This window comes from Niveispirillum sp. KHB5.9 (assembly GCF_048066115.1).
In the GTDB taxonomy this organism is placed as follows: Bacteria; Pseudomonadota; Alphaproteobacteria; order Azospirillales; family Azospirillaceae; genus Niveispirillum.
In genome coordinates, this window is record NZ_JBLTYX010000005.1 from 124,426 (window position 1) to 150,264 (window position 25,839).

At 65.3% G+C, this 25,839-nt stretch carries 22 protein-coding genes; 12 read left to right on the top strand and 10 right to left on the bottom strand.

Annotated elements, in window-relative coordinates; genetic code table 11:
* Positions 1-39 precede the first annotated feature (39 nt).
* The 3 genes from ACM9HJ_RS11325 to ACM9HJ_RS11335 are packed head-to-tail and all read left to right on the top strand — an operon-like array spanning position 40 to position 2,679.
* Complete coding sequence (locus ACM9HJ_RS11325) at positions 40-399, top strand: DUF952 domain-containing protein (protein WP_416571832.1); 360 nt, start codon at positions 40-42, stop codon at positions 397-399.
* Positions 399-1,460, top strand: a complete 1,062-nt coding sequence (locus ACM9HJ_RS11330) for a quinone-dependent dihydroorotate dehydrogenase (RefSeq protein WP_416571833.1) — start codon at positions 399-401, stop codon at positions 1,458-1,460. The genes ACM9HJ_RS11325 and ACM9HJ_RS11330 overlap by 1 nt, the downstream gene beginning before the upstream one ends.
* 13 nt (positions 1,461-1,473) lie before the next feature.
* A complete protein-coding gene (locus ACM9HJ_RS11335; RefSeq protein WP_416571834.1) occupies positions 1,474-2,679 on the top strand; it encodes an EAL domain-containing protein in 1,206 nt (401 codons plus the stop codon).
* 4 nt (positions 2,680-2,683) lie between these two features.
* On the opposite strand, the gene ACM9HJ_RS11340 is transcribed toward ACM9HJ_RS11335, so the two are convergent.
* The 5 genes from ACM9HJ_RS11340 to ACM9HJ_RS11360 are packed head-to-tail and all read right to left on the bottom strand — an operon-like array spanning position 2,684 to position 6,855.
* Positions 2,684-2,956, bottom strand: a complete 273-nt coding sequence (locus ACM9HJ_RS11340) for a transposase (RefSeq protein WP_416571835.1) — start codon at positions 2,954-2,956, stop codon at positions 2,684-2,686.
* Between the two features lie 26 nt (positions 2,957-2,982).
* Positions 2,983-4,152 (bottom strand): N-acetylglucosamine-6-phosphate deacetylase, encoded by a 1,170-nt coding sequence (gene nagA / locus ACM9HJ_RS11345; protein ID WP_416571836.1) that lies wholly within the window; start codon positions 4,150-4,152, stop codon positions 2,983-2,985.
* Complete coding sequence (locus ACM9HJ_RS11350; protein ID WP_416571837.1) at positions 4,152-5,198, bottom strand: SIS domain-containing protein; 1,047 nt, start codon at positions 5,196-5,198, stop codon at positions 4,152-4,154. The genes nagA and ACM9HJ_RS11350 overlap by 1 nt, the downstream gene beginning before the upstream one ends.
* Positions 5,195-5,983 (bottom strand): GntR family transcriptional regulator, encoded by a 789-nt coding sequence (locus ACM9HJ_RS11355; protein ID WP_416571838.1) that lies wholly within the window; start codon positions 5,981-5,983, stop codon positions 5,195-5,197. Before ACM9HJ_RS11355 ends, ACM9HJ_RS11350 begins: the two co-directional genes overlap by 4 nt.
* Positions 5,980-6,855, bottom strand: a complete 876-nt coding sequence (locus tag ACM9HJ_RS11360; protein ID WP_416571839.1) for a BadF/BadG/BcrA/BcrD ATPase family protein — start codon at positions 6,853-6,855, stop codon at positions 5,980-5,982. The genes ACM9HJ_RS11355 and ACM9HJ_RS11360 overlap by 4 nt, the downstream gene beginning before the upstream one ends.
* 142 nt (positions 6,856-6,997) lie before the next feature.
* On the opposite strand from ACM9HJ_RS11360, the gene ACM9HJ_RS11365 reads away from it, so the two are divergent.
* Both ACM9HJ_RS11365 and ACM9HJ_RS11370 read left to right on the top strand, forming a co-directional pair.
* A complete protein-coding gene (locus tag ACM9HJ_RS11365; RefSeq protein WP_416571840.1) occupies positions 6,998-7,876 on the top strand; it encodes an N-acetylmuramic acid 6-phosphate etherase in 879 nt (292 codons plus the stop codon).
* Between the two features lie 3 nt (positions 7,877-7,879).
* Positions 7,880-8,344: a GNAT family N-acetyltransferase gene (locus ACM9HJ_RS11370; RefSeq protein WP_416571841.1), complete on the top strand. Its 465-nt coding sequence runs from the start codon at positions 7,880-7,882 to the stop codon at positions 8,342-8,344.
* Between the two features lie 99 nt (positions 8,345-8,443).
* On the opposite strand, the gene ACM9HJ_RS11375 is transcribed toward ACM9HJ_RS11370, so the two are convergent.
* Positions 8,444-9,244, bottom strand: coding sequence for a TrmH family RNA methyltransferase (locus ACM9HJ_RS11375; protein ID WP_416571842.1), 801 nt, complete (start codon positions 9,242-9,244; stop codon positions 8,444-8,446).
* 3 nt (positions 9,245-9,247) lie between these two features.
* Entirely contained in the window at positions 9,248-10,063 is an 816-nt protein-coding gene (locus ACM9HJ_RS11380; RefSeq protein ID WP_416571843.1) for an undecaprenyl-diphosphate phosphatase, read from the bottom strand.
* 279 nt (positions 10,064-10,342) lie between these two features.
* On the opposite strand from ACM9HJ_RS11380, the gene clpS reads away from it, so the two are divergent.
* From clpS to ACM9HJ_RS11410, 6 genes are all read left to right on the top strand, one after another.
* Positions 10,343-10,669: an ATP-dependent Clp protease adapter ClpS gene (gene clpS / locus ACM9HJ_RS11385; protein WP_416571844.1), complete on the top strand. Its 327-nt coding sequence runs from the start codon at positions 10,343-10,345 to the stop codon at positions 10,667-10,669.
* Between the two features lie 6 nt (positions 10,670-10,675).
* Positions 10,676-12,976, top strand: a complete 2,301-nt coding sequence (gene clpA, locus ACM9HJ_RS11390; RefSeq protein WP_416571845.1) for an ATP-dependent Clp protease ATP-binding subunit ClpA — start codon at positions 10,676-10,678, stop codon at positions 12,974-12,976.
* A gap of 587 nt (positions 12,977-13,563) precedes the next feature.
* Positions 13,564-15,015, top strand: coding sequence for an NAD(P)-dependent oxidoreductase (locus ACM9HJ_RS11395; RefSeq protein ID WP_416571846.1), 1,452 nt, complete (start codon positions 13,564-13,566; stop codon positions 15,013-15,015).
* Between the two features lie 339 nt (positions 15,016-15,354).
* Positions 15,355-16,017 carry a glutathione S-transferase family protein gene (locus ACM9HJ_RS11400; protein ID WP_416571847.1) on the top strand — a complete coding sequence of 221 codons (663 nt, stop codon included), beginning with the start codon at positions 15,355-15,357 and terminating at the stop codon, positions 16,015-16,017.
* Between the two features lie 2 nt (positions 16,018-16,019).
* Positions 16,020-20,561 (top strand): glutamate synthase large subunit, encoded by a 4,542-nt coding sequence (gene gltB / locus ACM9HJ_RS11405; RefSeq protein WP_416571848.1) that lies wholly within the window; start codon positions 16,020-16,022, stop codon positions 20,559-20,561.
* A 345-nt stretch (positions 20,562-20,906) separates the two neighbouring features.
* The gene (locus ACM9HJ_RS11410) at positions 20,907-21,065 is read left to right on the top strand and encodes a hypothetical protein (RefSeq protein WP_416571849.1); all 159 of its coding nucleotides are present in this window, start codon (positions 20,907-20,909) and stop codon (positions 21,063-21,065) included.
* A gap of 80 nt (positions 21,066-21,145) precedes the next feature.
* Here ACM9HJ_RS11410 and ptsN read toward each other — a convergent pair whose 3' ends face one another.
* From ptsN to rpoN, 3 genes are all read right to left on the bottom strand, one after another.
* Complete coding sequence (gene ptsN / locus ACM9HJ_RS11415; protein WP_416571850.1) at positions 21,146-21,604, bottom strand: PTS IIA-like nitrogen regulatory protein PtsN; 459 nt, start codon at positions 21,602-21,604, stop codon at positions 21,146-21,148.
* A 69-nt stretch (positions 21,605-21,673) separates the two neighbouring features.
* Positions 21,674-22,291 carry a ribosome hibernation-promoting factor, HPF/YfiA family gene (gene hpf / locus ACM9HJ_RS11420; protein WP_416571851.1) on the bottom strand — a complete coding sequence of 206 codons (618 nt, stop codon included), beginning with the start codon at positions 22,289-22,291 and terminating at the stop codon, positions 21,674-21,676.
* A gap of 113 nt (positions 22,292-22,404) precedes the next feature.
* Positions 22,405-23,937, bottom strand: coding sequence for an RNA polymerase factor sigma-54 (gene rpoN, locus ACM9HJ_RS11425; RefSeq protein WP_416571852.1), 1,533 nt, complete (start codon positions 23,935-23,937; stop codon positions 22,405-22,407).
* Between the two features lie 346 nt (positions 23,938-24,283).
* On the opposite strand from rpoN, the gene ACM9HJ_RS11430 reads away from it, so the two are divergent.
* Complete coding sequence (locus tag ACM9HJ_RS11430; RefSeq protein WP_416571853.1) at positions 24,284-25,576, top strand: MFS transporter; 1,293 nt, start codon at positions 24,284-24,286, stop codon at positions 25,574-25,576.
* The last annotated feature ends 263 nt before the right edge of the window (positions 25,577-25,839 follow it).

Here is a 25,839-nt window from a genome sequence, read left to right on the forward strand (position 1 = left end):
TAGGGTGGCGTCCTTCCCTTGTCTTTTCACATGAAGACCATGGCATCCCCGATCTTCCATATGTGCCGCGCCGATGAATGGCAGGCGGCCCAGGCCAACGGCCGCTATGACGGTTCCTCCCAGGACCGGGCCGACGGCTTCATCCATTTCTCCACGGGCGCGCAGCTGCCGGAAAGTGCCGCCCGGCACCGCACGGGCCAGACGGGCCTCTTGCTGCTGACCGTCGATCCCGACAAGTGTGGCGAAGCCCTGAAATGGGAGGCGTCGCGCGGCGGGCAGCTGTTCCCGCATCTCTATGGCCCGGTGCTGGCGTATGCCGTCATCCGGGTCGACCCGCTGCCGCTGGGCGATGACGGGTTGCACATCATGCCGGCCCATGTGGCGGGGGAGGGGGTCTGATGGTCGATTTCTATCCGCTGGCGCGCCCCATCCTGATGGCCATGGATGCCGAACAGGCGCACAACCTGACCATCGCGGCGCTGAAGACCGGGCTGGTGCCCGGCGGCTCGCGCCGCGACCCGGACATCCTGGCCACGCGCGTCTTCGGTCTGGATTTTTCCAACCCCATCGGTCTGGCCGCCGGCTTCGACAAGAATGCCGAGGTGCCGGACGCCATGCTGAAGCTGGGTTTCGGCTTCACCGAATGCGGTACGGTCACGCCCCGGCCGCAGGATGGCAACCCCAAGCCGCGCCTGTTCCGGGTGCCCACGGCCCAGGCGGTGATCAACCGTTTCGGCTTCAACAACCAGGGCCTGGACGAATATGCCAGGCGCCTGCTGGCGCGGGCCGGGCGGCCCGGCATCGTCGGTGCCAATGTCGGCAAGAACAAGGACACGGTGGACGCGGCCAGCGATTACACCACCTGCATCCGCCGGGTGGCGCATCTGGCCAGATATCTTGTGGTCAACGTCTCTTCCCCCAACACGCCGGGGCTGCGCACCTTGCAATCACGCGACGCGCTGGCCGACCTGCTGGGCCAATGCCTGGCTGCACGGGCGGAGACAGGCGTGAAGCCGCCTTTGCTGCTGAAGGTGGCGCCCGACCTGACGGACGAGGACAAGGGCGACATCGCCGCCGTGGTGCTGGAAAGCGGCATCGACGGGTTGATCGTGTCCAACACCACGCTGGCCCGTCCCGCCGCCATTCCGCCGGCCCTGGCGGCGGAAGCCGGCGGCCTGTCGGGTCGGCCGCTGCTGGAACCGTCGACCAAGGTGCTGGGCGAATTCTACCAGCTGCTGGCCGGCAAGCTGCCGCTGGTCGGTGTGGGTGGGGTTTCATCCGGCGCCGACGCCTATGCCAAGATCCGCGCAGGCGCCAGTCTGGTGCAGCTCTATTCGGCACTGGCCTATCAAGGGCCGGGGCTGGTGGGCAGGATCAAGGCCGAACTGGCACAGCGGCTGGCCGAGGATGGCTATGTCCGCGTGGCCGACGCCGTGGGGGCCGCGCACCGCAAAGGGTGAGGAAGGGTTGTTGATGCACTGGTTCCGCCATCTGGTGTTCGCTGCCGTCTATGTCGTGCTGGCCCTGGTCGTGGCGCTGACCCTGCCCTTGTCGGTGGGCGGCATGGATGGGCATACGGCGCTGCTGTTCGGGGTCGCCATCCTGACCTTCGGCGGGCTGCTGCATGAATTCTGGTCCCGCCAGGACGAACGCAACCGGCTGGAGGCCCGCATCTGGGAGCTGGAGGCGGGGCTGGAGGAGATGCGGCTGGAACTGGGGGCGTTGCGCGGCCAGCCCGGCGCCCTGCCCAACGACCCGCCGGAGGTGGCGGCCGTACTGTCGGAGGCGCGTGTGCTGGAACGGCTGGCCGACCGGCTGCCGGCCGCGCCGCGCGCCGTACCCGCCACCGGTGCCGATGCCGGCCCCCTGTTCGCCCCCCGGCCGCTGACGGCCTATCCGGCCCCGCCGGCGGATACGGAAGCCATCCTGGACCATGTGCGCGAGGCGCTGCGCACCGACCATGTCGATATCTTCCTCCAGCCCGTGGTCAGCCTGCCGCAGCGCCGGCACCGCTATTACGAGCTGTTCTCCCGCATCCGGGCGGGGGTGGACGCCGAGGGCAAGCCGCGTTATCTGCTGCCGGAGCAATATCTGGGCGTGGCGGCGGAAGCCGGCCTGATCGCCACCATCGACAATCTGCTGCTGTTCCGTTGCATCCAGCTGCTGCGCGAGACGGAGAAGCGGCACCAGAATGTCGGCTTCTTCTGTAACATCTCCGCCGCCACCCTGAACGACGCCGCCTTCATGCGGGAATTCGTCACCTATATGGGCCAGAACCCCAATCTGGCGACCAAGCTGGTGTTCGAACTCTCCCAGGACGACCTGATGCAGGGCGGCCTGTTCGCCACCGGCTTCCTGGATGGGTTGCGGCGGCTGGGCTTCCATTTCTCCATGGATCAGGTGTTCAGCCTGGATCTGGATTGGAACGAGCTGGCGCGGCACGAGATCCGCTTCGTAAAGCTGGACGCCGCCCGCCTGCTGGACCCCGACAGCCGTTTTGCCGACCCGCGCGAGGTGCGCGAACTGCGCCAGCAACTGGACAGCAACAATATCGACCTGATCGTGGAGAAGATCGAGACGGAGGCGCAGTTGCTGGAGCTGCTGGACCTCTATATCGATTTCGGCCAGGGCTACCTGTTCGGGGAACCGCGTCTGGCCAAAAAGCAGACGGCGGGGTAAGGGGTCAGGCCGCCACCGCCGCCTCGGCCCGATAGTCCGCCCGCAGCAGGTCGGCCAGCCGGCGGCGCAGATCGGCATTCTCGCGCTCAAGCTGTTCCAGGCGGCGGACCATGGCCGGCTTCTCGCCCGCCTGATCCTGGCGCCAGCGGTAATAGGTGACGCGGGTCACGCCCAACTCGCGGGCGATATCTACGATCTTGTAGCCCTCGTTCAGCAGCGCATCGGCCAGCACCAGCTTCTGCTCCACCTCCGCGGCGGTATAACGACGCTTTGTCATGCCCCTTGTGCTCCCTGTTGGTGGTTTCAATCCCTGGCATCCCGCCATTGCCCGGCAACCCAGGTGCCGGCCACATGCAGATCCTTGTCCAGCAGCACCAGATCGGCCCGGTACCCGCCCTGGATACGGCCCAGCCGGTCGTCCAGGCGCAGGAAGCGCGCGGGATAGAGTGCGGCCATGCGCAGCGCCTCCTCCACATCCACACCCATCAGGGCGATGGCATTGCGCACCGCCTGGGCCATGTCGATATCCGCCCCCGCCAGGGTGCCGTCATCGGTGACCAGCCGGCCGTCGTGGCGATGGATGGTCTGGCCGTAAAGCGGGAAGCTGGTCACATCCGTGCCGGTGGGCGGCATGGCGTCGGTGACCAGCATCAACCCGCCCGGCCCCTTGGCCGCCAGCGCCAGGCTCAGCATGGCGGGATGCACATGTACTCCGTCGACGATGATGCCGCAGATCGCGTCACGGGCCGACAGGGCTGCCCCGGCGATCCCCGGCTCCCGGTTGGCCAGCGGCGGCATGGCGTTGAACAGGTGGGTGAAGCCGGACATGCCGGCATCCAAAGCCGCCATGGTCTGGGCGTAGGTCGCGGCGGAATGGCCCCCCGCGATGATCAGGCCGGCCTTCACCAGCCGCGAAACCGCCGCCGGCTCCACCCGGTCGGGCGCCAGGGACAACAGCACGCGCGCATCACCGCCGAACCGGGCGGGCAGCCCTTCCAGGAAATCCAGGTCGGTCTCGGTCGCCATACGGACATGGGCGAGGTTATGCACCCCGCGCCGTTCCGGCGTCAGGAACGGGCCTTCCAGATGCACACCGATGACGCCGCCACCCTTGACAATGCTGGCTTCCGCCGCCGCCAGGGCCGCCGCCCGCATTCCCTCCACCGCATCGGTGATGAAGGTGGGCAGGAGTGCCGTGGTGCCGAAGCGGCGATGGGCGGCCGCGATGGCCAGGGCGGCCTCCGGTGTGGGCGTATCGTTGAACAGGACCCCGCCGCCACCATTGACCTGGGTATCGATGAAGCCGGGGGCCAGCAGCATGTCGGCTGCCAGCCGCCGTGTGGCGGCACCCGCCGGGGCGGCGCTGCCGGGTGGCAGCACGGCATCGACCTTGTCGCCCCGGATCAGGATATCGGCATCGATGGTGCGCGTGCCCGTGAAGACACGGGCACCGGTCAGCAGGGTTCCCGTCATCACACCGTCTCCGTCACCTTGCGCAGATTGGCCGGCACGTCGGGGTCCAGGCCCCGGCGGCGCGACACCGTATGGATGGCCATGTAGAAGCTTTGCACGGCGGCCAGTGGTGCCAGTTCCGGGGCGAGCGCCGGCACGGATGGCAGGGGGATCACGCCCGGCACGCTGTCATCGCTGCTGAATACCGGAGCGCCCAGCGATACGCAGCGGGTGATGGCGGCGCGTGTGGCCTCGGCCGTCGCGTCATCCTGGTTGATGGCCAGCACGGGGAAGTCGGGTCCGACCAGGGCCAGGGGGCCATGGATGACTTCCGCCGCACTGAACGCCTCCGCATGCAGGCGGCAGGTCTCCTTGCATTTCAGCGCCATTTCCATGATCGCCCCCGTGCCGACGCCGCGACCGATGACATAGAGGCCGGACTTGTCGGTCAGGCTCAGCAGGGCGGGCGTCCAGTCCAGCGCCGCCGCCGCCGACAGGGCCGCCGGGGCCTGTAGCGCCGTCCGGCGCAGGGCGTCGTCGCCCTTCCATTCCGCCACCATGGACAGGAAGGCGAAGCAGGCGGTCAGGTAGGATTTGGTGGCGGCGACACTGATCTCCGGCCCGGCACAGAGCGGGATGAACAGGTCGGCGGCCTCTGCCAGGGGAGAGGTCTCGTCATTGACGAAGGCCACGACATAGGCCCCGCCCTTCTTCGCCGCCGCCGCCAGACGCAGCAGGTCCGGGCTGCGCCCGCTCTGCGACACGGCCACGAACAGGGCGCCCTGCACCTTCAGGTCGGTATTGTACAGCGACACGACCGAGGGGCCTACCGATGCCACCGGCAGGCCCAGATGGGTTTCGATCAGGTACTTGCCATAGGTGGCGGCATGGTCGGAACTGCCGCGTGCGCAGGTGACGACCAGGGCGGGGTTCAGTGCGCGCAGCTTGGCGCCCAGCGCCTTGAACAGGGGGCCGCAGCGGTCGATCTGGTGCTGCACGGCCGCCGCACTCTCCGCCGCTTCCACGGCCATCTTGGTGCTGGTGCTGTCGGGCTTGGAAAGACTCATGATCCTGTCTCGCTGGTTTGGGCCGAACCGCCGGTGGACAGGTTCAGCTCCACGATGAAGTCATAGGCATCGCCCCGGTACTGGCTGCGGACGAACTCCAGCGGCCGGCCGTTTTCCAGGAAGCTGCGCCGTTCGATGAACAAGGCCGGTGTGCCTTCGGGCACATGCAGGATGCCGGCCTGATCCGGGTTCAGCAGGCCGGCCGACAGCCGCTGCAGCGCGCGATGCGGCGGGTATCCCAGCCCGCGCAGCACGTCATAGAGCGACCCCGTCACCTGCATCGGATCGGGCAGGATGCGGGCCGGCACCACCGACAATTCAATGGCCATCGGCGCCTCATCCGCCAGGCGCAGGCGCCAGAGCCGGCTGACCTTCTCCCCCAGCGCCAGGCCCAGCACCATCGCCTCTTCCGGGCTGGCCGGCGCCACGGTGCGCGACAGCCAGCGGGACGAGGGCTCCAGGCCTCTAGAGCGCATGTCTTCGGAGAAACCGGTCAGGGCCGACAGGGGCTGTTCGACATGTGGGGCCTTGGCCACGAAGGTGCCGGCGCGCGGGCGCTGATGCAGCAGCCCCTCATCCACCAGCGCCTGCACCGCCTTGCGCACCGTGACGCGGGAGACGGCGAACCCCTCGGCCAGGTCGCGTTCGGCCGGCAGCGCATCTTCTTCCGCCAGGGTGCCGTCACTGATCAGCCGCTTCAGATGCCGGGCCAACTGCATATAGAGCGGCAGGGGGCTGTCGGCCGACAGGGCGGTGCTGTCATATAAGGGCTCGGTCACGCTCATCGCGCCACCCCACGCATGGCCAGCAGTACGCCGCCGGCCATAGCGTCGCCCTTGGGCGCCACCAGTACATCCCCGACCCAAGGCGGCATCCATTCCAGCAGCACCGGCCCCAGCCCGCCCATCAGGCAGATGCCGGGCGCGCCCAGTTCCAGCAGCCGGCGGATATGCATGACCAGATGGTCCGCCTGCTCGCGTACCAGTCGCTCCCCCACCGCGTCGCCCAGCCTCGCATGCTCCAGCACCATCGGCGCCAGCGACCCATAATCCCCCGGCCGCGCCGGCCCAACCCAGGCGACCACGGCAGGCGGATCGCCGCCCAGCTTTTCCATCACCGCCCGCGTCAGGCCCGTTTCCGGCCCCAGACCATCATAGCCCAGCAAGGCGGCCCGCACGGCATCCCGCCCCATCGCGGCGCCGGAGCCCAGGTCCGATACCTCGAACCCCCAGCCGCCGATGCCCCGGCCCTGGCCGCCAATGATGATCTGCGCCGCACTGCCGGTTCCCGAAATCAGGATGGCCCCGTCGGCTCCCGCATGGGCGCCCAGGCAGGCGGTGAAGGCATCCGTGTCGGACAGGATGCCGGCAAAAGGTACGGGCGCACTGGCCGCCACCCGCTGCTGGTCGGCCACGCCGGTGATGCCGGCCAGACCCAGGCCGATATGGGTGCGGGACAGCACCTCGCGCGTCAGCCCGGCCTGTGCCAGGGCCCCGTCCACCGCTTCCATGATGGCGGTCCAGGCGACATCCAGGCCCAGGCGGATATTGGCGGCCCCGCCAATGCCCTCGCCCAGCGTTACGCCGGCATGATCCGCCAGTCGTGCCCGGCAGCGTGTGCCGCCGCCATCGATGCCCAGGAACAGAGGATTGCTCATGCCGGTGCCTTGGTCTGTATCCATCCGCTGACAGGTACGATACCAGATAAATACCAGATGGCAATATCCCACGCTCGGCTTGGCGATGGAAAATCCATCTGGTATGGTTTGTTCACAGATTAACAAGACCAGAGCCGTTCAAATGTCCGCGACCGAAAAGGTGGGCCAGCGTTTCCGGGAACTGGACCTCTGGTCCACCCCCGACATTCTGGAGGCGCTGTGGGGCGGGCAGGGGCGGGCCGTGTCGGCCTGTCTGGCGACCTTGCCGGCGCTGTCACGCGCGGTGGATGACGCCGCCTCCCGCGTCGGGAGCGAAGGGCGGCTGATCTATGTCGGCGCCGGTTCGTCGGCCGTGCTGGCGGCCCTGGACGGGCTGGAACTGCCGGGCACGTTCAGCTTTCCGCTGACGCGGATCGAACTGGTGCTGGCCGGGATTTCCGACCTGCGCCAGGGCTTCGACGGGGCGGTGGAGGATGCGGGCGATGCCGGGGCCGATGCCGTGCGCGCGCTGAACCCCGGTTCTGCCGACATCGTCATCGGTGTCTCGGCCAGCGGGCGCAGCGCCTTCACCGTGGGCGCGCTGGACGTGGCGCGGGCGGCGGGGGCCCTGACTATCGGCATCGCCAGCAATGACGGATCGCCCCTGCTGCTGGCCGTCGAATATCCGCTGTTCGTGGATAGCGGGGAGGAAGTGATCGCCGGTTCCACCCGCCTTGCCGCCGGCACGGCGCAGAAGCTGCTGCTGAACCTGTTCTCCACGGCGCTGATGGTGCGGCTGGGCGGGGTGCATGGCAACCTGATGGTCAACCTGCGGGTCAATAATGTGAAGCTGCAGGCCCGCGCCCTGGACATCCTGCGCCAGATCACGGGTGCGGATGAGGGGACGGCGGCGCAGGCCCTGGCCGATTGCGGCGGGGCGCTGAAGCCGGCGGCGCTGGTGCTGCTGCGCGGGCTGGCGCCCGATGCGGCGCGGGCGGCGTTGCTGGATGCGGGTGACAATCTGCGCCTGGCGCTGGGGTGAGCCATGGACCTGCTCGTCAAGCTCTACGCCCTTCCCCCCGGCCCGGACGCGCTGCCGCCCGGCGTCACCCTGCGCCGGGCCATCGCGCCGGAGGCGCCGGCCATCCTGCCCTGGATCGAGGAACGGTTCGGCGCCGGTTGGCGGGCGGAGGCGGCCACTGCCCTGGCCGCCTGTCCGGCCCGTATCCATATCGCCCTGTCGGCCGCCGGCAACCTGCTGGGCTTCGCCTGTCACGACGTGACGGCGCGCGGTCTGTTCGGGCCGACGGGGGTCGATGTCGAGGCGCGGGGGACGGGCCTGGGCAAGGCGCTGTTGCTGGCCAGCCTGCGCGCCATGGCGGCGGCCGGCTATGCCTATGCGGTGATCGGCGGGGCCGGGCCGGTGGAATTCTACGTCAAGGCCGTGGGCGCCATCCCCATCGAGGGGTCGGAGCCGGGGCTGTACCGGGGGATGCTGCGGCCGGGATGATCCGTAGGTCAGGTCGAGCGAAGCGAGCCCTGACAGAAAAGGCTTCAAACGATGCTGTCAGGGGCTCGGCATCCGCCTCGACCTGACCTACGGTACCAATCACCCCCGCGTCATCAGGAACACCAGGATGGCCGTCGTCGCCGACACGTTCAGCGACTGCACCCGGCCGCTGCCGGCGATGGTGACCAGATCGGTGCAGGCGGCCTGGCTGTCGGGCGGCATGCCATGTTCCTCATTGCCCATCACCACCGCGACGGGCTTGCCCCCCGGCTGCCGCGACAGGTCGGACAAGGCGGGGAAGGGGCCCAGCGCCGTGCCGATGGTGCGGTAGAGCCCGCCCAGCGCCTTCAGCGTCGCGGCGAAGTCGGTGACCTGATGCAGGTCCAGATGCTCGAACCCGCCCTCGGCCACGCGATAGGCTGCCTCCGACGGCATCGCCTGGCCCGGATGGTCGGAGATCAGGATGCGTTCCACCCCGAAAAACGCCGCCGTGCGCACGATGGCGCCCAGATTGTGCGGGTTGGACACGCCGTCCAGCACCAGCAGCGGCGTACCCGCCGCCGCCCAGCCCTTGGCCAGATCCAGGTTGAAACTCAGGATCGGCCGGGGCGACGCCTCGACAAGGATGCCGCCATGCATGGCGGATCCGGCGATCTTTTCCAGCTCTTCTCCCGGCACCAGCCGGAACGGCTTGCGCGCCGCCGCCAGCCTTGCACAGAAGGGGGCCGCCGCATGTTTCAGCCGCTCATCGAACCACAGTTTCTCCGCCCGGTCGGGATCGCGGTCGAACAGGGCCGACACGGCCGGCAGGCCCCCAATGCGGAACGGCTTGCGCCGGGCCTTGCCCGGAATGGGGGCGGCCGGCTTGGGCTTCAGCGACAGGGTGGGGCGGTCGGCCATCGGTCAGCCTGCGAAGAAGGTCAGCCAGGCCAGCATGATGCTGCCGATGACGATGCGGTACCAGGCGAACGGCGCGAAGCCATGGCGGCTGACGAAGCCCACCACCCAGCGCACCACCAGCAAGGCCGACAGGAAGGCAGTGGCGAAGCCCACCGCGATCATCCCGACATTGTCGAATTGCAGAACCTCGCGGTTCTTGTACAGGTCATAGGTGGCGGCACCCAGCATGGTGGGGATGGCTACGAAGAAGCTGAACTCCGCCGCCGCCTTGCGCTCCACCCCCATCAGCAGGGCGCCGATGATGGTGGCCCCCGACCGCGACACGCCGGGGATCATGGCTAGGCACTGGGCGAAGCCGATGGACAGCGACAGTTTGGGGGAGAATTCCTCCACCGCGAAATGCCGCGGCTGCGGCACCATCCGTTCGGCCAGCAGGATGACGATGCCGCCCACGATCAGCGCCACCGACACCACGGTCGGGTTGAACAGCACGCCCTTGATATAGGAATGGGCAAAGACGCCGATCACAGCCGCCGGCAGGAAGGCCAGCAGGATGGCCACCGTGAAGCGCACGCTCTGCTGGCGCCCCTGCGCCAGCCCGGTCAGCACGCCCCACAGCTTGGCGAAATAGACCACCAGGATGGCCAGGATGGCGCCCAGCTGGATCACCACCTTGAACAAATCCTCTGCCTGGCCCTTGAAGCCCAGCATCTCCCCCAGCAGGATCAGATGGCCGGTGGAGGAGACGGGGATGAATTCCGTCAGCCCTTCCAGCAGGCCCAGAAGGATGGCGTCCAGATATTGCGCGATGTCGGTCACGTTCCAAGGTTCCTGCTGCCCGATGGTGCCGGCCTTATAGCAGCCGGGGCGGGCTGGCGGCGAGTGGCATGATGGTGACGGGCACGGCAGGCCGTGCCGCGCCTAAGGATATATGCCAATGCCCTTCGGCGATGGGGCCCCTTGGCCCCGCGTCCATCCCTTTTCAAGTATCCTTCAAAACCTTTGCGGCAATGCAGATACGCCCTTCCAACCAGGGCCAATCATTTCATATGATCGAAGGGCGCGAAAAGGGGACCCATCAATTGATCGTTAACCGCCATGGCTGAGGATGACAAGCACAGGAATGGGGGGCCGTCCACCGGCGTGGTCGTAAAGGCCAAGCCGAAGACGAAGAAGCCTGCCATGTACAAGGTGCTGATGCTGAACGACGACTACACCCCCATGGAGTTCGTCGTGCATGTGCTGGAACGCTTCTTCAACAAGAACCGTGATGAAGCGACCCGGATCATGCTGCATGTCCATCGGCGGGGCGTCGGCGTTTGTGGCGTGTTCACTTATGAAGTGGCGGAAACGAAGGTGTCCCAGGTGATGGACTTCGCCCGCCAGAATCAGCACCCGTTGCAGTGCACCCTGGAAAAGGATTAGCGCATTATGCTGTCGCGGAACCTCGAACAGACCCTCCACCGGGCCCTGGCCAACGCCAACGAACGGCGTCACGAGTATGCGACGCTGGAACATCTGCTGCTGGCATTGACCGAGGACCAGGACGCCCTGGCCGTGCTGCGCGCCTGCGGCGTCGACGTGGCCAAGCTGAAGACCGAACTGGTCGAATATCTGGATGGGGAACTGTCCAATCTGGTCACCACCCGCCAGGATGACGCCAAGCCCACGGCCGGCTTCCAGCGCGTGCTGCAACGCGCCGCCATCCATGTGCAAAGCTCCGGCCGGGAAGAGGTGACGGGCGCCAACGTCCTGGTAGCATTGTTCTCCGAACGCGAGAGCCATGCCGTCTATTTCCTGCAGGAGCAGGAGATGACCCGGTTCGACGCCGTCAACTACATCTCCCACGGCATCGCCAAGGCCCCGGGCCGCGCCGAACCCAAGCGGGTGTCGGGTGCCGACGAGGAGGCGCACGCCGAAAAGGTGGTGAAGAAGGGGACGGAGGCGCTGGAGGCCTATTGCGTCAACCTGAACAAGAAGGCTTTGTCCGGCAAGATCGACGCTCTGATCGGGCGCGATCAGGAGGTGGAGCGCACGATCCAGATTCTGTGCCGCCGGTCGAAGAACAACCCGCTCTATGTCGGCGATCCCGGCGTCGGCAAGACCGCCATCGCCGAGGGGCTGGCGCGGCGCATCGTCCATGGCGAGGTGCCGGAGATCCTGAAGAAGGCGACCATCTTCGCGCTCGACATGGGCTCGCTGCTGGCCGGCACGCGTTATCGCGGTGATTTTGAGGAACGGTTGAAGGCTGTGGTCTCCGAACTGGAGGCGTTGGACGGCTCCATCCTGTTCATCGATGAAATCCATACGGTGATCGGTGCCGGTGCCACCAGCGGCGGGGCCATGGATGCTTCCAACCTGCTGAAGCCGGCTCTGGCTTCCGGGTCGCTGCGCTGCATCGGCAGCACGACCTACAAGGAATACCGCTCCTATTTCGAGAAGGACCGGGCGCTGGTGCGGCGTTTCCAGAAGATCGACGTCAACGAGCCCTCGATCGAGGATGCGATCAAGATCCTGGAAGGCATCAAGGTCTATTACGAGACCCATCACAAGGTCCGCTACACCAAGGATGCCATCCGGTCGGCCGTGGAACTGTCGGCGCGCTATATCGGCGACCGCAAGCTGCCCGACAAGGCCATCGATGTCATCGACGAGGTCGGGGCGGCGCAGACCATGCTGCCGGAGAACAAGCGCAAGAAGACCATCACCCAGAAGGATGTGGAGGCGGTGGTCGCCAAGATCGCCCGCATCCCGCCCAAGTCGGTCAGCCGCGATGACCGTGAGGTGCTGCTGAACCTGGAACGCGACCTGAAGACCATGGTCTTCGGCCAGAACACCGCTATCGAGGCGCTGGTCTCGGCGATCAAGCTGGCGCGGGCAGGCTTGCGCGAACCGGAGAAGCCTATCGGCAACTACCTGTTCTCCGGCCCCACCGGTGTGGGCAAGACGGAAGTGGCCAAGCAGCTGTCGCGCACGCTGGGGATCGAGCTGATCCGCTTCGACATGTCGGAATATATGGAGCGGCACACGATCAGCCGCCTGATCGGCGCGCCCCCGGGCTATGTCGGCTTCGACCAGGGCGGCATGCTGACCGATGCCATCGACCAGCATCCGCATTGCGTATTGCTGCTGGACGAGATCGAGAAGGCGCATCCCGACATCTACAACATCCTGTTGCAGGTGATGGATCATGGCAAGCTGACCGACCATAACGGCAAGATCGTCGACTTCCGCAACGTCATCCTGATCCTGACCACCAATGCCGGCGCGTCCGACATGGCCAAGCCGGCCATCGGCTTCGGCAGCGGCGTGCGGTCGGGCGAGGACCAGGAAGCCATCAACAAGACCTTCACGCCGGAATTCCGCAACCGCCTGGACGCGATCATCCCGTTCGCGAATCTGGGGCCGGAAGTGGTGGCCCGCGTGGTGGACAAGTTCGTGATGGAGCTGGAAGCCCAGCTGACCGACCGCGGCGTGACCATCGAACTGACCGACGGTGCCCGCGCCTGGCTGGCCAAGAAGGGCTACGATCCCGTCATGGGTGCGCGCCCGCTGGCCCGCACCATCCAGGAGTTCGTGAAGAAGCCCCTGGCCGAGGAACTGCTGTTCGGCAAGCTGTCGAAGGGCGGGGCCGTGCGCGTCATCCTGAACAAGGAAGGCGACGGGCTGGACTTCGACTATGCCGAGCCCAAGGGCTCGCGGCGTGAGGAGAAGGTGGAGGAACTGGCGTAAGCCTGTTCCGTCTGCACTGACTGAAAAACGCCCGGCGGGGAAACCTGCCGGGCGTTTTGCTTGTGGGGGGCTGGGAAGGTTGCTCTTTGCTGCCTCCCCTGAAAGTCAGTGCTGTGAGGATTTCAGCAATCTCTACCGTTACCCCGGCGAAGGCCGGGGCCCAGATCGTAGAGCAAAGCGCTTGTCACTTAAGCCCCGGCCTTCGCGGGAGTGACGGTAGTGAGAGCGGCAACGGTGGTGCCCAGAGTGTCCCCGCGCCGATTCTGCCCCTGAAACAGGCGGTTTGCCTCGCTGGAAATCACAATGGTCCCATTTCGGACCTATTAACGCACCTGCGAATGACTCTCAACGGGTATTATGCGGAAATGCAAGGTAAGCATGCAGGGTAAAATGGTCAGCTATACTGACCTATCGCTAAAAAACTGCTGGAACGGGCCAATTTTCCGCTTTATATGAACATCGACGGCGCCATTCGGGAAAGGGGATTACCCACCTGTCGGCGCCGTTTCCAACGGTGCGGAACATTTCGCGTTTCGCACTGCGGCAAGGACGGGGCCCCCGCCCCGGAAGATGTAAGGATTGGTTCCATGGCGACGCAGAAGATGCTCGGCTTTGTCCACACCGACCAGCGCATGCCCGAAAAGCGCGATGCCGGGCTGCGCCGCCAGGATTTCAACGAGATTTATGCCCGCTTCACCGACAAGGGCGCGGTCGAGCAGTCCAACCGCTGCTCCCAATGCGGCATCCCCTTCTGCCAGGTGCATTGCCCCGTCTCCAACAACATCCCCGACTGGCTGAAGCTGACGGCCGAGGGGCGGCTGGAGGAGGCGTACGAGCTGTCGCAGGCGACCAACAACCTGCCGGAAATCTGCGGCCGCATCTGCCCGCAGGATCGCCTGTGCGAAGGCAACTGCACGATCGAGCAGTCGACCCACGGCACGGTGACCATTGGTGCTGTGGAGAAGTACATCACCGACACGGCCTTCGATAATGGCTGGGTCAAGCCCATCACGCCGCGCGTGGAGCGGGCGCAGTCGGTCGCCATCATCGGCGCCGGCCCCGCCGGTCTGGCCGCCGCCGACCAGCTGCGCAAGAAGGGCTACCAGGTCCATGTCTATGACCGGTATGACCGCGTCGGCGGCCTGCTGATGTATGGCATCCCCGGTTTCAAGCTGGAAAAGGATGTCGTCATCCGCCGCTGGAAACTGCTGGAGGAAGGTGGCGTCAAGTTCCATCTGGGTGTGGAGATCGGCCGTAATACCGACCTGCGCACGCTGCGCGCCGAACATGATGCCGTGCTGATCGCCACCGGCGTGTACAAGGCCCGCGACCTGGGCGGGCCGGGTTCCGGTCTGGACGGCATCGTCGCCGCCCTGGATTACCTGACCGCCAGCAACCGCAAGAGCCTGGGTGACACGGTCCTGGATTTCGAGACGGGCAAGCTGAACGCCAAGGGCAAGAATGTCGTCGTCATCGGCGGCGGCGACACGGCCATGGATTGCGTGCGCACGGCCATCCGCCAGGGTGCGAAGTCGGTGAAGTGCGTCTATCGCCGTGACAAGAAGAACATGCCCGGCAGCCAGCGCGAAACCGCGAACGCCGAGGAAGAGGGCGTGGAGTTCGTCTGGCAGACGGCACCGGAGGGCTTCGCCGGCGACGCGCATGTCACCGGCGTGAAGGCCTACAAGATGCACATGGGCGTGGCCGACGCCACGGGCCGCCAGACCCCGTTGCCCATCGAAGGCTCCAACTTCACCATGGATGCCGATCTGGTGATCAAGGCCCTGGGCTTCGACCCGGAGGAGATCCCCAGCCTGTTCGGCGTGCCGGAACTGAAGGTCAGCCGCTGGGGCACGGTGCAGGTGAAGTACGCCACCATGATGACCAACCTGGACGGCGTCTTCGCCGCCGGCGACATCGTGCGCGGCGCTTCGCTGGTGGTGTGGGGCATCAAGGACGGCCGCGACGCCGCCGAGGGCATCCACCGCCACATCCAGGCCAAGATCGCGGCCCAGCCGGTGGCCGTGGCGGCGGAGTGAGCGAGGTACGCTTCTAGCGGAAAATTGGCAATCTACTCTCAAATCCATGAGGGAGACGACAATGCCAACAGCTCAGGAATTCGTCAGCCATATCGAGAAGATATTGGCAGAGTTTACGCAAAATGGTTCTCCAAGCGTCGATATCAATTCTGGAGACTTGCATCGCTTCATTGGCGGATATCCAGGTCAAGGACATCGCATGCCAGTTTGTTGTCATGCGCTACGATCGATGATGAAGCCCGGTGACGTGATCGTTGAGCAACCTCCAAAGGGAAATGGCGCTTCGTTAACCATCCGATACAAGTTGCCTAGATAAATTCGGGAATTGAAAGCCAGACAATGCTCCGCCTCTACGACAACATCTCCTCCGGGAACGGCTACAAATGCCGCTGGCTGCTGACGCAGCTCGGCCTGCCGTTCGAGCGCGTGGAGATGGATATCGATGAGGGCGCGACGCGCACGGATGCCTTTCTGGCCATCAATCCCAACGGGCGCATCCCGCTGCTGCGGCTGGCGCCGGGTGATTTCCTGGCCGAAAGCAACGCCATCCTGCGCTGGCTGGCCGAGGATACGGGCTTCTGGCCGGACAATCGCCGCGACAAGGCGGCGGTCCTGCAATGGCTGTTCTGGGAGCAGTACAGCCACGAGCCCAACATCGCCACCGCCCGGTTCTGGATCACCCACAAGGTGGCCATGGACCCGGAACGCATCCATGCCCTGATCGTGAAGCGCGAGAACGGGCATGCGGCACTGCGGATGATGGAACGCCACCTGACGGGCCGCGACTGGTTCGTTGGGCAGCGCGCCACCATCGCCGACATCGCCTTGTACGCCTACACCCATGTGGCGGAGGAGGGCGGGTTCGATCTCGCCCCCTATCCCGCCATCCGGGACTGGCTGGACCGGTTCGCTGGCCAGCCAAACCACATCAAGATTACCGATGCCGTGGGCACGCCTGTGCCCGTGGCCGATGCATTGACTTCCGAACGCCAAGGGGCCTGACCATGACCGACGCCAACATCCACGCCGGTGAGATTTTCGCGGCCGAATACATCGCCAACAAGGCCCTGTTGGATAATACCGCCTTCGTCGATACCGAGCAGCATGACGCCTGCGGCGTCGGCTTCGTGGCCGCCATCGACGGCAAGCCCCGGCGCGAGGTGGTGGAAAAGGCCGTAGAGGCGCTGCGCGCACTCTGGCATCGCGGTGCGGTCGATGCCGATGGCAAGACCGGCGACGGTGCGGGCATCCATGTGCAGCTGCCCCAGGCCTTCTTCCGCGAGCATGTGGTGCGCACCGGCCATCCGGAGCCCAAGGGCCTGATCGCCGTCGGCCAGGTCTTCCTGCCGCGCACCGACCTGTCGGCGCAGGAGCGCTGCCGCGCCATCGTGGAAACCGAGATCCTGAACTGGGGCTATACGATCTATGGCTGGCGCCAGGTCCCCGTCGATATCTCGATCATCGGTGAGAAGGCCAACGCCACGCGGCCCGAGATCGAACAGATCATGGTCGGCAACCCCAAGGGCGTGGCCGAAGAACAGTTCGAGCGTGACCTCTACATCCTGCGCCGCCGTATCGAGAAGGCGGTGGCGGGGGAGCAGATCGGCGGCTTCTATATCTGCACGCTCTCGGCCCGTTCCATCATCTACAAGGGCATGTTCCTGGCCGAACAGCTGACCGCCTTCTATCCCGACCTGCTGGACGAGCGGTTCGAGAGCAATTTCGCGGTCTATCACCAGCGCTATTCGACCAACACCTTCCCCACCTGGCAGCTGGCCCAGCCGTTCCGCACGCTCGCCCACAATGGTGAGATCAATACCCTGCGCGGCAACGTCAACTGGATGAAGGCGCATGAGACCCGCATGGATCATGAGGTCTTCGGCGCCAATATCGAGGATCTGAAGCCCGTCATCCAGGTCGGTTCGTCGGACAGCGGTGCGCTGGACGCCGTGTTCGAGCTGATGGTGAAGGCCGGCCGTTCCGCCCCCATGGTCAAGACCATGCTGGTGCCGGAAGCCTGGTCGAACAAGGAGGTGATGCCCCAGGCGCACCGTGACCTGTACAGCTACGCCAACTCCGTGATGGAGCCGTGGGATGGCCCGGCCGCCTTGGCCATCTATGACGGCCGCTGGGTCGTGGGTGGCGTGGACCGTAACGGCCTGCGCCCGCTGCGCTATGTCATCACCGGCGACGGCCTGATCATCGGCGGGTCGGAGACAGGCATGGTCAAGATCAACGAGCAGCAGGTGGTGGAGAAGGGCCGCCTGGGCCCGGGGCAGATGATCGCCGTCGACCTGGTCGAGGGCAAGCTATTCCATGACCGTGAGATCAAGGACAACCTGGCCGCCCAGCGCCCCTATGGCAATTGGATCGGTGAGATCACCGTCCTGGACGATCTGGTGAAGAAGGCCCCGGTGGAGCCGGCGGAACTGTCCAAGGACGAGCTGCGCCGCCGCCAGCTGGCCTATGGCATCACCATGGAGGATCTGGAACTGATCCTGCAGCCCATGGTGGACGACGCCAAGGAGGCCGTGGGGTCGATGGGTGACGACAGCCCCATCGCCGTGCTGTCGGACAAGTATCGCGGCCTGCACCATTATTTTCGCCAGAACTTCGCCCAGGTCACCAACCCGCCCATCGACAGCCTGCGTGAAACCCGCGTCATGTCGCTGAAGACCCGTCTGGGCAATCTGGGCAATGTGCTGGACGAGGATTCCACCCAGTGCCGCCTGTTGCAGCTGGAAAGCCCCGTGCTGACCAGTGCCGAGTTCCGCGCCATGCGCAAATACATGGGCACGACGGCGGCGGAGATCGACTGCACCTTCGACGTCAGTGCCGGCGACAATGCCCTGCGTGACGGTCTGCGCCGCATCCGCCAGGAGGCGGAGGATGCCGTGCGCGGCGGGGCCACCCATGTCATCCTGACCGATGAGGCTATGGGGGCCGGTCGTGCGCCCATGCCGATGATCCTGGCCACGGGTGCCGTCCATACCCATCTGATCCGTCAGCAGCTGCGCACCTTCACCAGCGTCAATGTCCGGTCGGGCGAATGCCTGGACGTGCATTATTTCGCGGTGCTGATCGGCGTGGGGGCGACCACGGTCAACGCCTATATCGCCCAGGAAGCCATCGCCGACCGCCACCGCCGTGGCCTGTTCGGGCAGATGAGCCTGGAGGACTGCCTGAAGCGCTACAAGAAGGCCATCAATGACGGTCTGCTGAAGGTCATGTCCAAGATGGGCATCTCCATCATCAGCTCCTACCGTGGCGGCCTGAATTTCGAAGCCATCGGCCTGTCGCGTTCGCTGGCGGCCGAATACTTCCCCGGCCTGCCGTCCCGCATCTCCGGCCTGGGCCTGCTGGGTATCCAGGAAGAGGTGCTGGGTCAGCACCGGCTGGCGTTTGATGAGGATGTGGTGGCCTTGCCGGTGGGTGGCTTCTACCGCTTCCGCAAGGGTGGCGACCGCCATGCCTGGGAAGGTGGCCTGATCCATCTGATGCAGACGGCGGTGGCCACCGACAGCTTCTCCACCTTCAAGAAATATTCCGAAGCGCTGAACAAGCGTCCGCCCATCGCGCTACGCGACCTGCTGGATTTCAAGCCAGCGGCCAAGTCGGTGCCGGTGGACGAGGTGGAAAGCATCACCAGCTTGCGCAAGCGTTTCATCACGCCGGGCATGTCGCTGGGTGCGCTGTCGCCGGAGGCGCATGGCACGCTGAACGTCGCCATGAACCGCATCGGCGCCCGCTCGGTCAGCGGCGAGGGTGGCGAGGACCCGAACCGTTTCAAGCCCGACGCCAATGGCGACAACTGGAACAGCGCCATCAAGCAGGTGGCGTCCGGCCGCTTCGGCGTGACGGCGGAATATCTGAACCAGTGCCGCGAGATCGAGATCAAGGTGGCCCAGGGCGCCAAGCCCGGTGAGGGTGGGCAGCTGCCCGGCTTCAAGGTCACCGAACTGATCGCCAAGCTGCGTCATTCCACGCCGGGCGTCATGCTGATCAGCCCGCCGCCGCACCATGACATCTATTCGATCGAAGATCTGGCGCAGCTGATCTATGACCTGAAGCAGATCAACCCGACCGCCAAGGTCTGCGTGAAGCTGGTGGCCCGCTCGGGCATCGGCACGATTGCGGCGGGTGTTGCCAAGGCCGGTGCCGACATCATCCTGGTGGCCGGCCATAATGGCGGCACGGGTGCGTCGCCGCAGACCTCGGTCAAGTATGCCGGCGTGCCGTGGGAAATGGGCCTGACGGAAGTGCAGCAGGTGCTGACGCTGAACCGTCTGCGCCACCGCGTCACCCTGCGTACCGATGGCGGCCTGAAGACCGGCCGCGACATCGTTATCGCCGCCATGCTGGGGGCGGAGGAATTCGGCATCGGCACGGCGGCCCTGGTCGCCATGGGCTGCATCATGGTCCGCCAGTGCCATTCCAACACCTGCCCCGTCGGTGTCTGTGTGCAGGACGAGGCGCTGCGCCAGAAGTTCACCGGCACGCCGGAAAAGGTCGTCAACCTGTTCAGCTTCATCGCTGAAGAGGTTCGCGAGATTCTGGCCAATCTGGGCTTCCGTGAGTTGCGCGAAGTGGTGGGCCGTTCCGACCTGCTGCACCAGGTCAGCCGTGGTGCGGCCCATCTGGACGATCTGGACCTGAACCCGCTGCTGGCCGTGGCCGACCCGGGCGAATATGCCCGCTACTGCACGCTGGAGGGCCGCAACGAGGTTCCAGATACCCTCGACGCCCAGATGATCAAGGATGCCCGCGCCCTGTTCGAGGATGGGGAGAAGACGCAGATGCAGTACCATGCGCAGAACACCCACCGCGCCATCGGTACCGCCCTGTCGGGCATGATCACCCGCAAGTTCGGCATGAAGGGCCTGCAGCCCGGCCACGCCACCGTCCGCCTGCGCGGGTCGGCTGGTCAGTCGCTGGGCGCCTTCGCGGTGCAGGGCCTGAAGCTGGAAGTGTTCGGCGATGCCAACGACTATGTCGGCAAGGGCCTGTCGGGCGGCACCATCGTTGTCCGTCCGCTGACCGCCAGCCCGCTGAAGACCAACGAGAACACCATCATCGGCAACACGGTGCTGTACGGTGCCACGGCGGGCAAGCTGTTCGCTGCGGGCCAGGCGGGTGAACGGTTCGCGGTGCGCAATTCCGGCGCCACGGTCGTGGTCGAAGGCTGCGGTTCCAACGGCTGCGAATACATGACCGGCGGTCTGGCCGTGATCCTGGGCAGCGTTGGCGACAATTTCGGCGCCGGTATGACGGGCGGCATGGCCTATGTCTATGACGAGGAAGGTGGGTTCCCGCAATTCGTGAACCCGGAGAACGTCATCTGGCAGCGCCTGGAAGTGCCGCATTACGAGGACCAGCTGAAGTCCCTGATCCAGGAACATATCGACGAGACGGGCAGCCGCTGGGCCGCCCAGCTGCTGAACGATTGGGATCTGGTACGCGGCAAGTTCTGGCAGGTGGTGCCGAAGGAGATGCTGAGCCGGCTGCCCGTGCCCGTTACGGCACCGGAACGGCTGAGCGCCGAATAGGATCAAGTAAGGATAGGGAGCCGCAAGGCCCCCTTTTCTTTTAGGATCGCGACTCGGGAAGCCAGGGTTTGCGCGGGTTGCCGAGTCGCGGGCTGCATGCCGAGTCGAATCTATCCTTACTTGCGGCCGTGAACGAGTCGGCGGAATGCGTAGGTCAGGTCGAGCCATTGGCGAGCCCTGACAAGCGACGGTGCCATTGAATGTCAGGGCTCGCCTGCGGCTCGACCTGACCTACGGCAAGATCTTGAGTGTGGCGCTGAAGGAGAATGTGCCGTACGGCGCCGAACCCTGATCGGAGGTGGCAGATTGAGTAGGGCAATTCCTCCCACCTTGTCTCCAGATCGCGTGGCCGCCATCCAGGCTGGCATTGCCAGGGGACGTGCGGACGCCGCGGCAGGTCGTGTCATCGATGCGGACACGCTGGAGGCCGAGTTGCGGGCTGAATTCGCAATGGATGCGGACGTGATCGACGTCCGTCAGGACATCCCCAACCCGCGCCTCTGATCCTATACGATTCCCAAAAAGAAACCGGCGCCCCGTTTCCAGGACGCCGGCTTCATAACCTTTACAAACAGACCCAAACCTTACGCGGCATTCACCTGTTCGGTCTGGGCCAGCAGCGCGAACAGGGCGTCGCCAGATTCCGCACCGCGCAGCTTGTCACAGAGCACCGGGTCCCGCAGGGCCCGCGACACGCGTGCCAGGGCCTTCAGGTGATCAGCACCAGCCCCTTCCGGGGCCAGCAACAGGCAGATCAAATCCACCGGTTGCTCGTCGATCGCCTCGAAATCGACCGGCTTTTCCAGCCGGGCGAAAATGGCCGTGACGCCGGTCAGGCCCGGCAGCTTGCCATGCGGGATGCCGATGCCACGCCCCACGCCGGTCGTACCCAGGCGTTCACGTTCCACCAACACGTCAAAAATGGCCCGTTCATGTTGGCCGGTAAGATCGGCCGCCTTCTTGGCCAGTTCCTGAAGGACCTGCTTTTTGGAGCCGGCCTTCAGGTTCGGGAGGATCGCCTCCGGCGTCAAAAGATCATTCATCGCTGCCGAAGGGGTTGGGAATGAAGGGGATACGGAACGCAAGGATACAGCCATGGGGAACGCATCACCTTACTGTTTCACCGACCCTGCCGCCCCGGCAGGGTCCACCCAGCCGATGTTTCCATCGGGCCGGCGATAGATCATGTTCAAGCCGCCATGTCCGCGGTTCCGGAACATCAACGCCGGCAAATCCGCAAGGTCCAGGCGCATCACGGCTTCACTGACCGTCAGCATTTCGATGGATGTTTCCATCTCCGCGACGACCATGCCGTGATGCCCGTTCACCTCCGGTGCCGGCGCTTCATCCGCCTCATAATCGTCGGAATCCGTTTCGGCTTCAAGGATGTACTTGCGGGCGGGTTGGACCGGCAGCTGCGCGATGGTCGTCCGCTCATGATGGTCCTTCAGGCGACGCTTGTACCGGCGCAGCCGCTTGGCGACGCGATCGGCGGCCTCGTCGAAGGCGGGATAGGGTTCGGTCGCCTCCGCATTGGATTGCAACAGAATCCCACGGCCCACATGGACCTGGATATCCGCCTTGTAGAGATGCGCATCCTTGGAAAGGATGACGGTCGCCTCCATGGGGTTGCCGAAATATTTTCCGACCATCGATGCCAGCTGATCCTTTACATGGGTCCGCAGAGCATCGCCCACATCCAGTTGCTTGCCTTTGACGGTGACTTGCATATTCGACCTGTCGTTTCAGGGCGCATGACCAGACCCGAAGGAACCATCTTCCTGGAACCGGCATCCAGACCGGGAGTCCCAGAACGGTATTCCTTCAGCGGCCAGCGCAGGGGTTACAACCCAAGGGCCTTTTCCCGACGGCGCTGGACTGAAGAGGGGATCTTCATACCCTCACGATACTTTGCCACCGTCCGCCGCGCAATGTCGATCCCGTCGGCACGCAGGATTTCGACAATTTTATCATCCGACAGCGTGTCATCCGGCTTCTCCGCATCGATAAGGGCCTTGATGCGATAACGCACGGCCTCGGCCGAATGTGCCGCCTGTCCGTCGGCACCTTGGATGGCGGAGGTAAAAAAGTATTTAAGTTCAAAGACTCCGCGCGGGCTGGACAGGAACTTATTGGTGGTAACCCGGCTGACGGTGCTTTCATGCATGCCGATGGCCTCCGCGATGTCGCGCAGGATCAGGGGCTTCATGAACTGCAATCCGTGCAGGAAGAAGGCATCCTGCTGGCGCACGATCTCCGTCGCCACCTTCAGGATGGTGTTGGCCCGCTGGTGCAGGCTTTTCACCAGCCAGCTCGCCGACTGGAACTGCTCGGCGATATATTCCTTGTCCTGTTTGCTGCGGGCACCCGTATTGACGCGGCTGTGATAACGCTGGTTGACCAGGACGCGCGGCAGCGTCTCGGTATTCAACTCCACCACCCAACCGCCGCCGGGGCTGGCGCGCATCAGGATGTCCGGCACCACCGTCTGCACCGGCTCGAAATCGAAGGACAGCGCCGGCTTGGGGTTCAGCGCCTTGATCTCCGCCACCATGTCGGACAGATCTTCGGCGTCGCAGCCGCAGACCTTCAGCAATTGCTGGAGATTGCGCGCGGCCAGCAGGGGCAGGTTGTTCAGCAGCGCCTGCATGCAGGGGTCCAGGCGGTTCTTTTCCCGCAGCTGGATGGACAGACATTCCGACAGGGTGCGGGCGAACACGCCGGCGGGATCGAAGCGCTGCAGGCGCTTCAGCACCGTTTCCACCTGGTCCAGCCCACAGCCCAGCTGGGCCGCCACCTCCTCCAGGTTGCCGGTGAGATACCCGGCCTCGTCCAGGTGATCCATCAGGGCGTAGGCGACCATACGGTCGAACCTGTCGCCCAAATCCATGGTGATCTGTTCTTCCAGATGATCGCGCAGCTTCGGCCGCTCGGTCAGGGTCGCCTCGAACCCCTCGCCATCATCCTCGAACCCGCCGCTGCGTGAGGACCAGTCGCCGAACTGTTCCCCCGACCCCAGCCCCGCGCTCTCCATGTCGGCGGCGGAGCTGTTGGTATAGACATTCTCGTAATCGGTATCGAGCGGCGCGTCGCTGGACGATCCCATGCGGTCGCTGGTGGCCAGTTCCACCGTGTCGGCGACGCGGGTCTCATTCACCGGGGCCGCCACCTCTTCCCGGTCCACGCCGGTGGTGGGGGCATCATTCCAATCGCCACCATCGTCACGTTCCAGCAGCGGGTTGCGCTCCAGTTCCGCATCGACATATTCGGCAAGTTCGATGTTGGACAATTGCAGCAGCTTGATCGCCTGCTGCAATTGCGGCGTCATGACCAGCGACTGTGCCTGGCGGATATCGAGCCGTTGCTGGAGCGCCATTCTTGCCGATGGACCTGTTCTGACGGGCGGCTGGCTGCCGGTTTGCGACGATGCCGGGATACGGGCGTCGACGAAGGTCCTTCCTGGAAAGCCGCCGCCGTCACCCTTGACGGCCTGTCGGCTGGCATACCCCCGTCGGCTGTTCCCCAGCGAGGCCAAAGGTAAGGCCCAAGCCGCCCGCCCGCAACAGTTAGGCCGGATAGGAGCAAAAATTATTCCATTGCTTTCTGCCGCATTTTCCTGCTGGAACAACGGTCGAAGGCCAACCGGCATGGATGGACGGCACCAGACCGTCCTCGCCGACAGCGACCTGAACCGGCTTTCCCTCCAGTCTCAGGATCAACCGATGTCCATGCCCGAACCGCCGGCCGATGCGCGCCGTGCCGTCTTCGCCAACCGTGATTTCCGCTGGCTGGTGGCCGGCGGCGTCATCTCCATGCTGGGCGACCAGTTCACCCTGCTGGCCATGCCCTGGCTGATGCTGAAACTGACGGGTGACAGCCTCGCGCTGGGCCTGGTCCTGGCCATCATGGGCATCCCGCGCGCCCTGTTCATCCTGGTCGGCGGGGCGCTGACCGACCGCTATTCCTCCCACCGCGTGCTGATGTTGACCAAATACGTCAATACGGCGCTGCTGGGCCTGCTGGGGGCGTTGGTCTGGATGGATACGCTGCCGCTCTGGCTGCTCTATCCGCTGGCTTTGGGCATCGGGCTGGCCAGCGCCTTCTCCATCCCGGCCGGCACCTCCATCCTGCCGACCGTCGTGCCGCGTGAACAGCTGGCGGCGGCCAACGGGGTGATGATGGGGCTGCGGCAGATGACGCTGTTGGCCGGTCCCGCCCTGGCCGGCCTGATGATCGCCCTGTCCGCCGATGGCGGCCATGGCGGCACGGTGGGGGCGAAGGACAGCGGCACCGCCTTGGCTTTCCTGATGGATGCCGCCAGTTTCGCCCTGTCGGCCTGGACCCTGGCCAAGGTCAAGGCGGTGGTGGCCGATCCGGCGGCCCGCGACACCTCCATCATCCGGTCCATTGGTGAGGGCTTGCGCCATTTCTGGGGCGACACGCATCTGCGCACGCTCTGCCTCTATTTCGCGGCGGTGACGGCCTGCATTTCCGGCCCGGTGCAGGTGGGGCTGCCCCTGCTGGTGGATCAGCGGCTGCTGCCGGGCGGGGCGGGGGCGCTGGGCACCATCCTGGCCGCACATGGGGCCGGTACCTTGGTGGGGCTGGCCCTCTCCGCAGCCCGACCGGGCCTGCGCCTGGGCACGCTGGGCCTGACCATCCTGGCCATCGACATCGTCTGTGGCCTGTTCTTCCTGCCCCTGGCGCTGGTGACGGCAACCTGGCAGGTGATGGCGCTGCTGTTCGGGGTGGGTGTCCTGGGCGGCTTCGTCCAGGTACGGGTCTGGACCTGGATGCAGCGGCGGGTGCCGCCCGCCATGCTGGGCCGGGCCATGGCGCTGTTCATGTTCATCTTCATGGGCGTAGGGCCACTGTCGGCCGCCCTGGCCGGCGCCCTGCTGCGGCAGGTCAGCGTGACCCAGATGATGGTGGCCACGGGCCTGTTCCTGACCACGCTGGCCCTGGCCGGTATGGTGTTCACGCCCATCAGGCAGGTGCGGGAGGAGGCGGCCTGAGTAAGGCGTGTATTAGTGTATCTATTTTCTATTTACCGGCCTGAGCCGATGCCGCATATGAAAACGGCGGGTCGGAATAGGCCGGCCCGCCGTTCACGGAGGTAAAGGAGGCATGAAAAGGATGCCCTTTATCCTTGTGCTTCGGGTTCCGTTCTGGCGGGGGCGTGTATTGCACGTCACCGTCATGATCGGCCGGAGCTAAGGTAGGTGGGTCGGAGCTGGAACTCCGGGCCACTTCCTCTGAGTATAAGAGAAAATGCGTT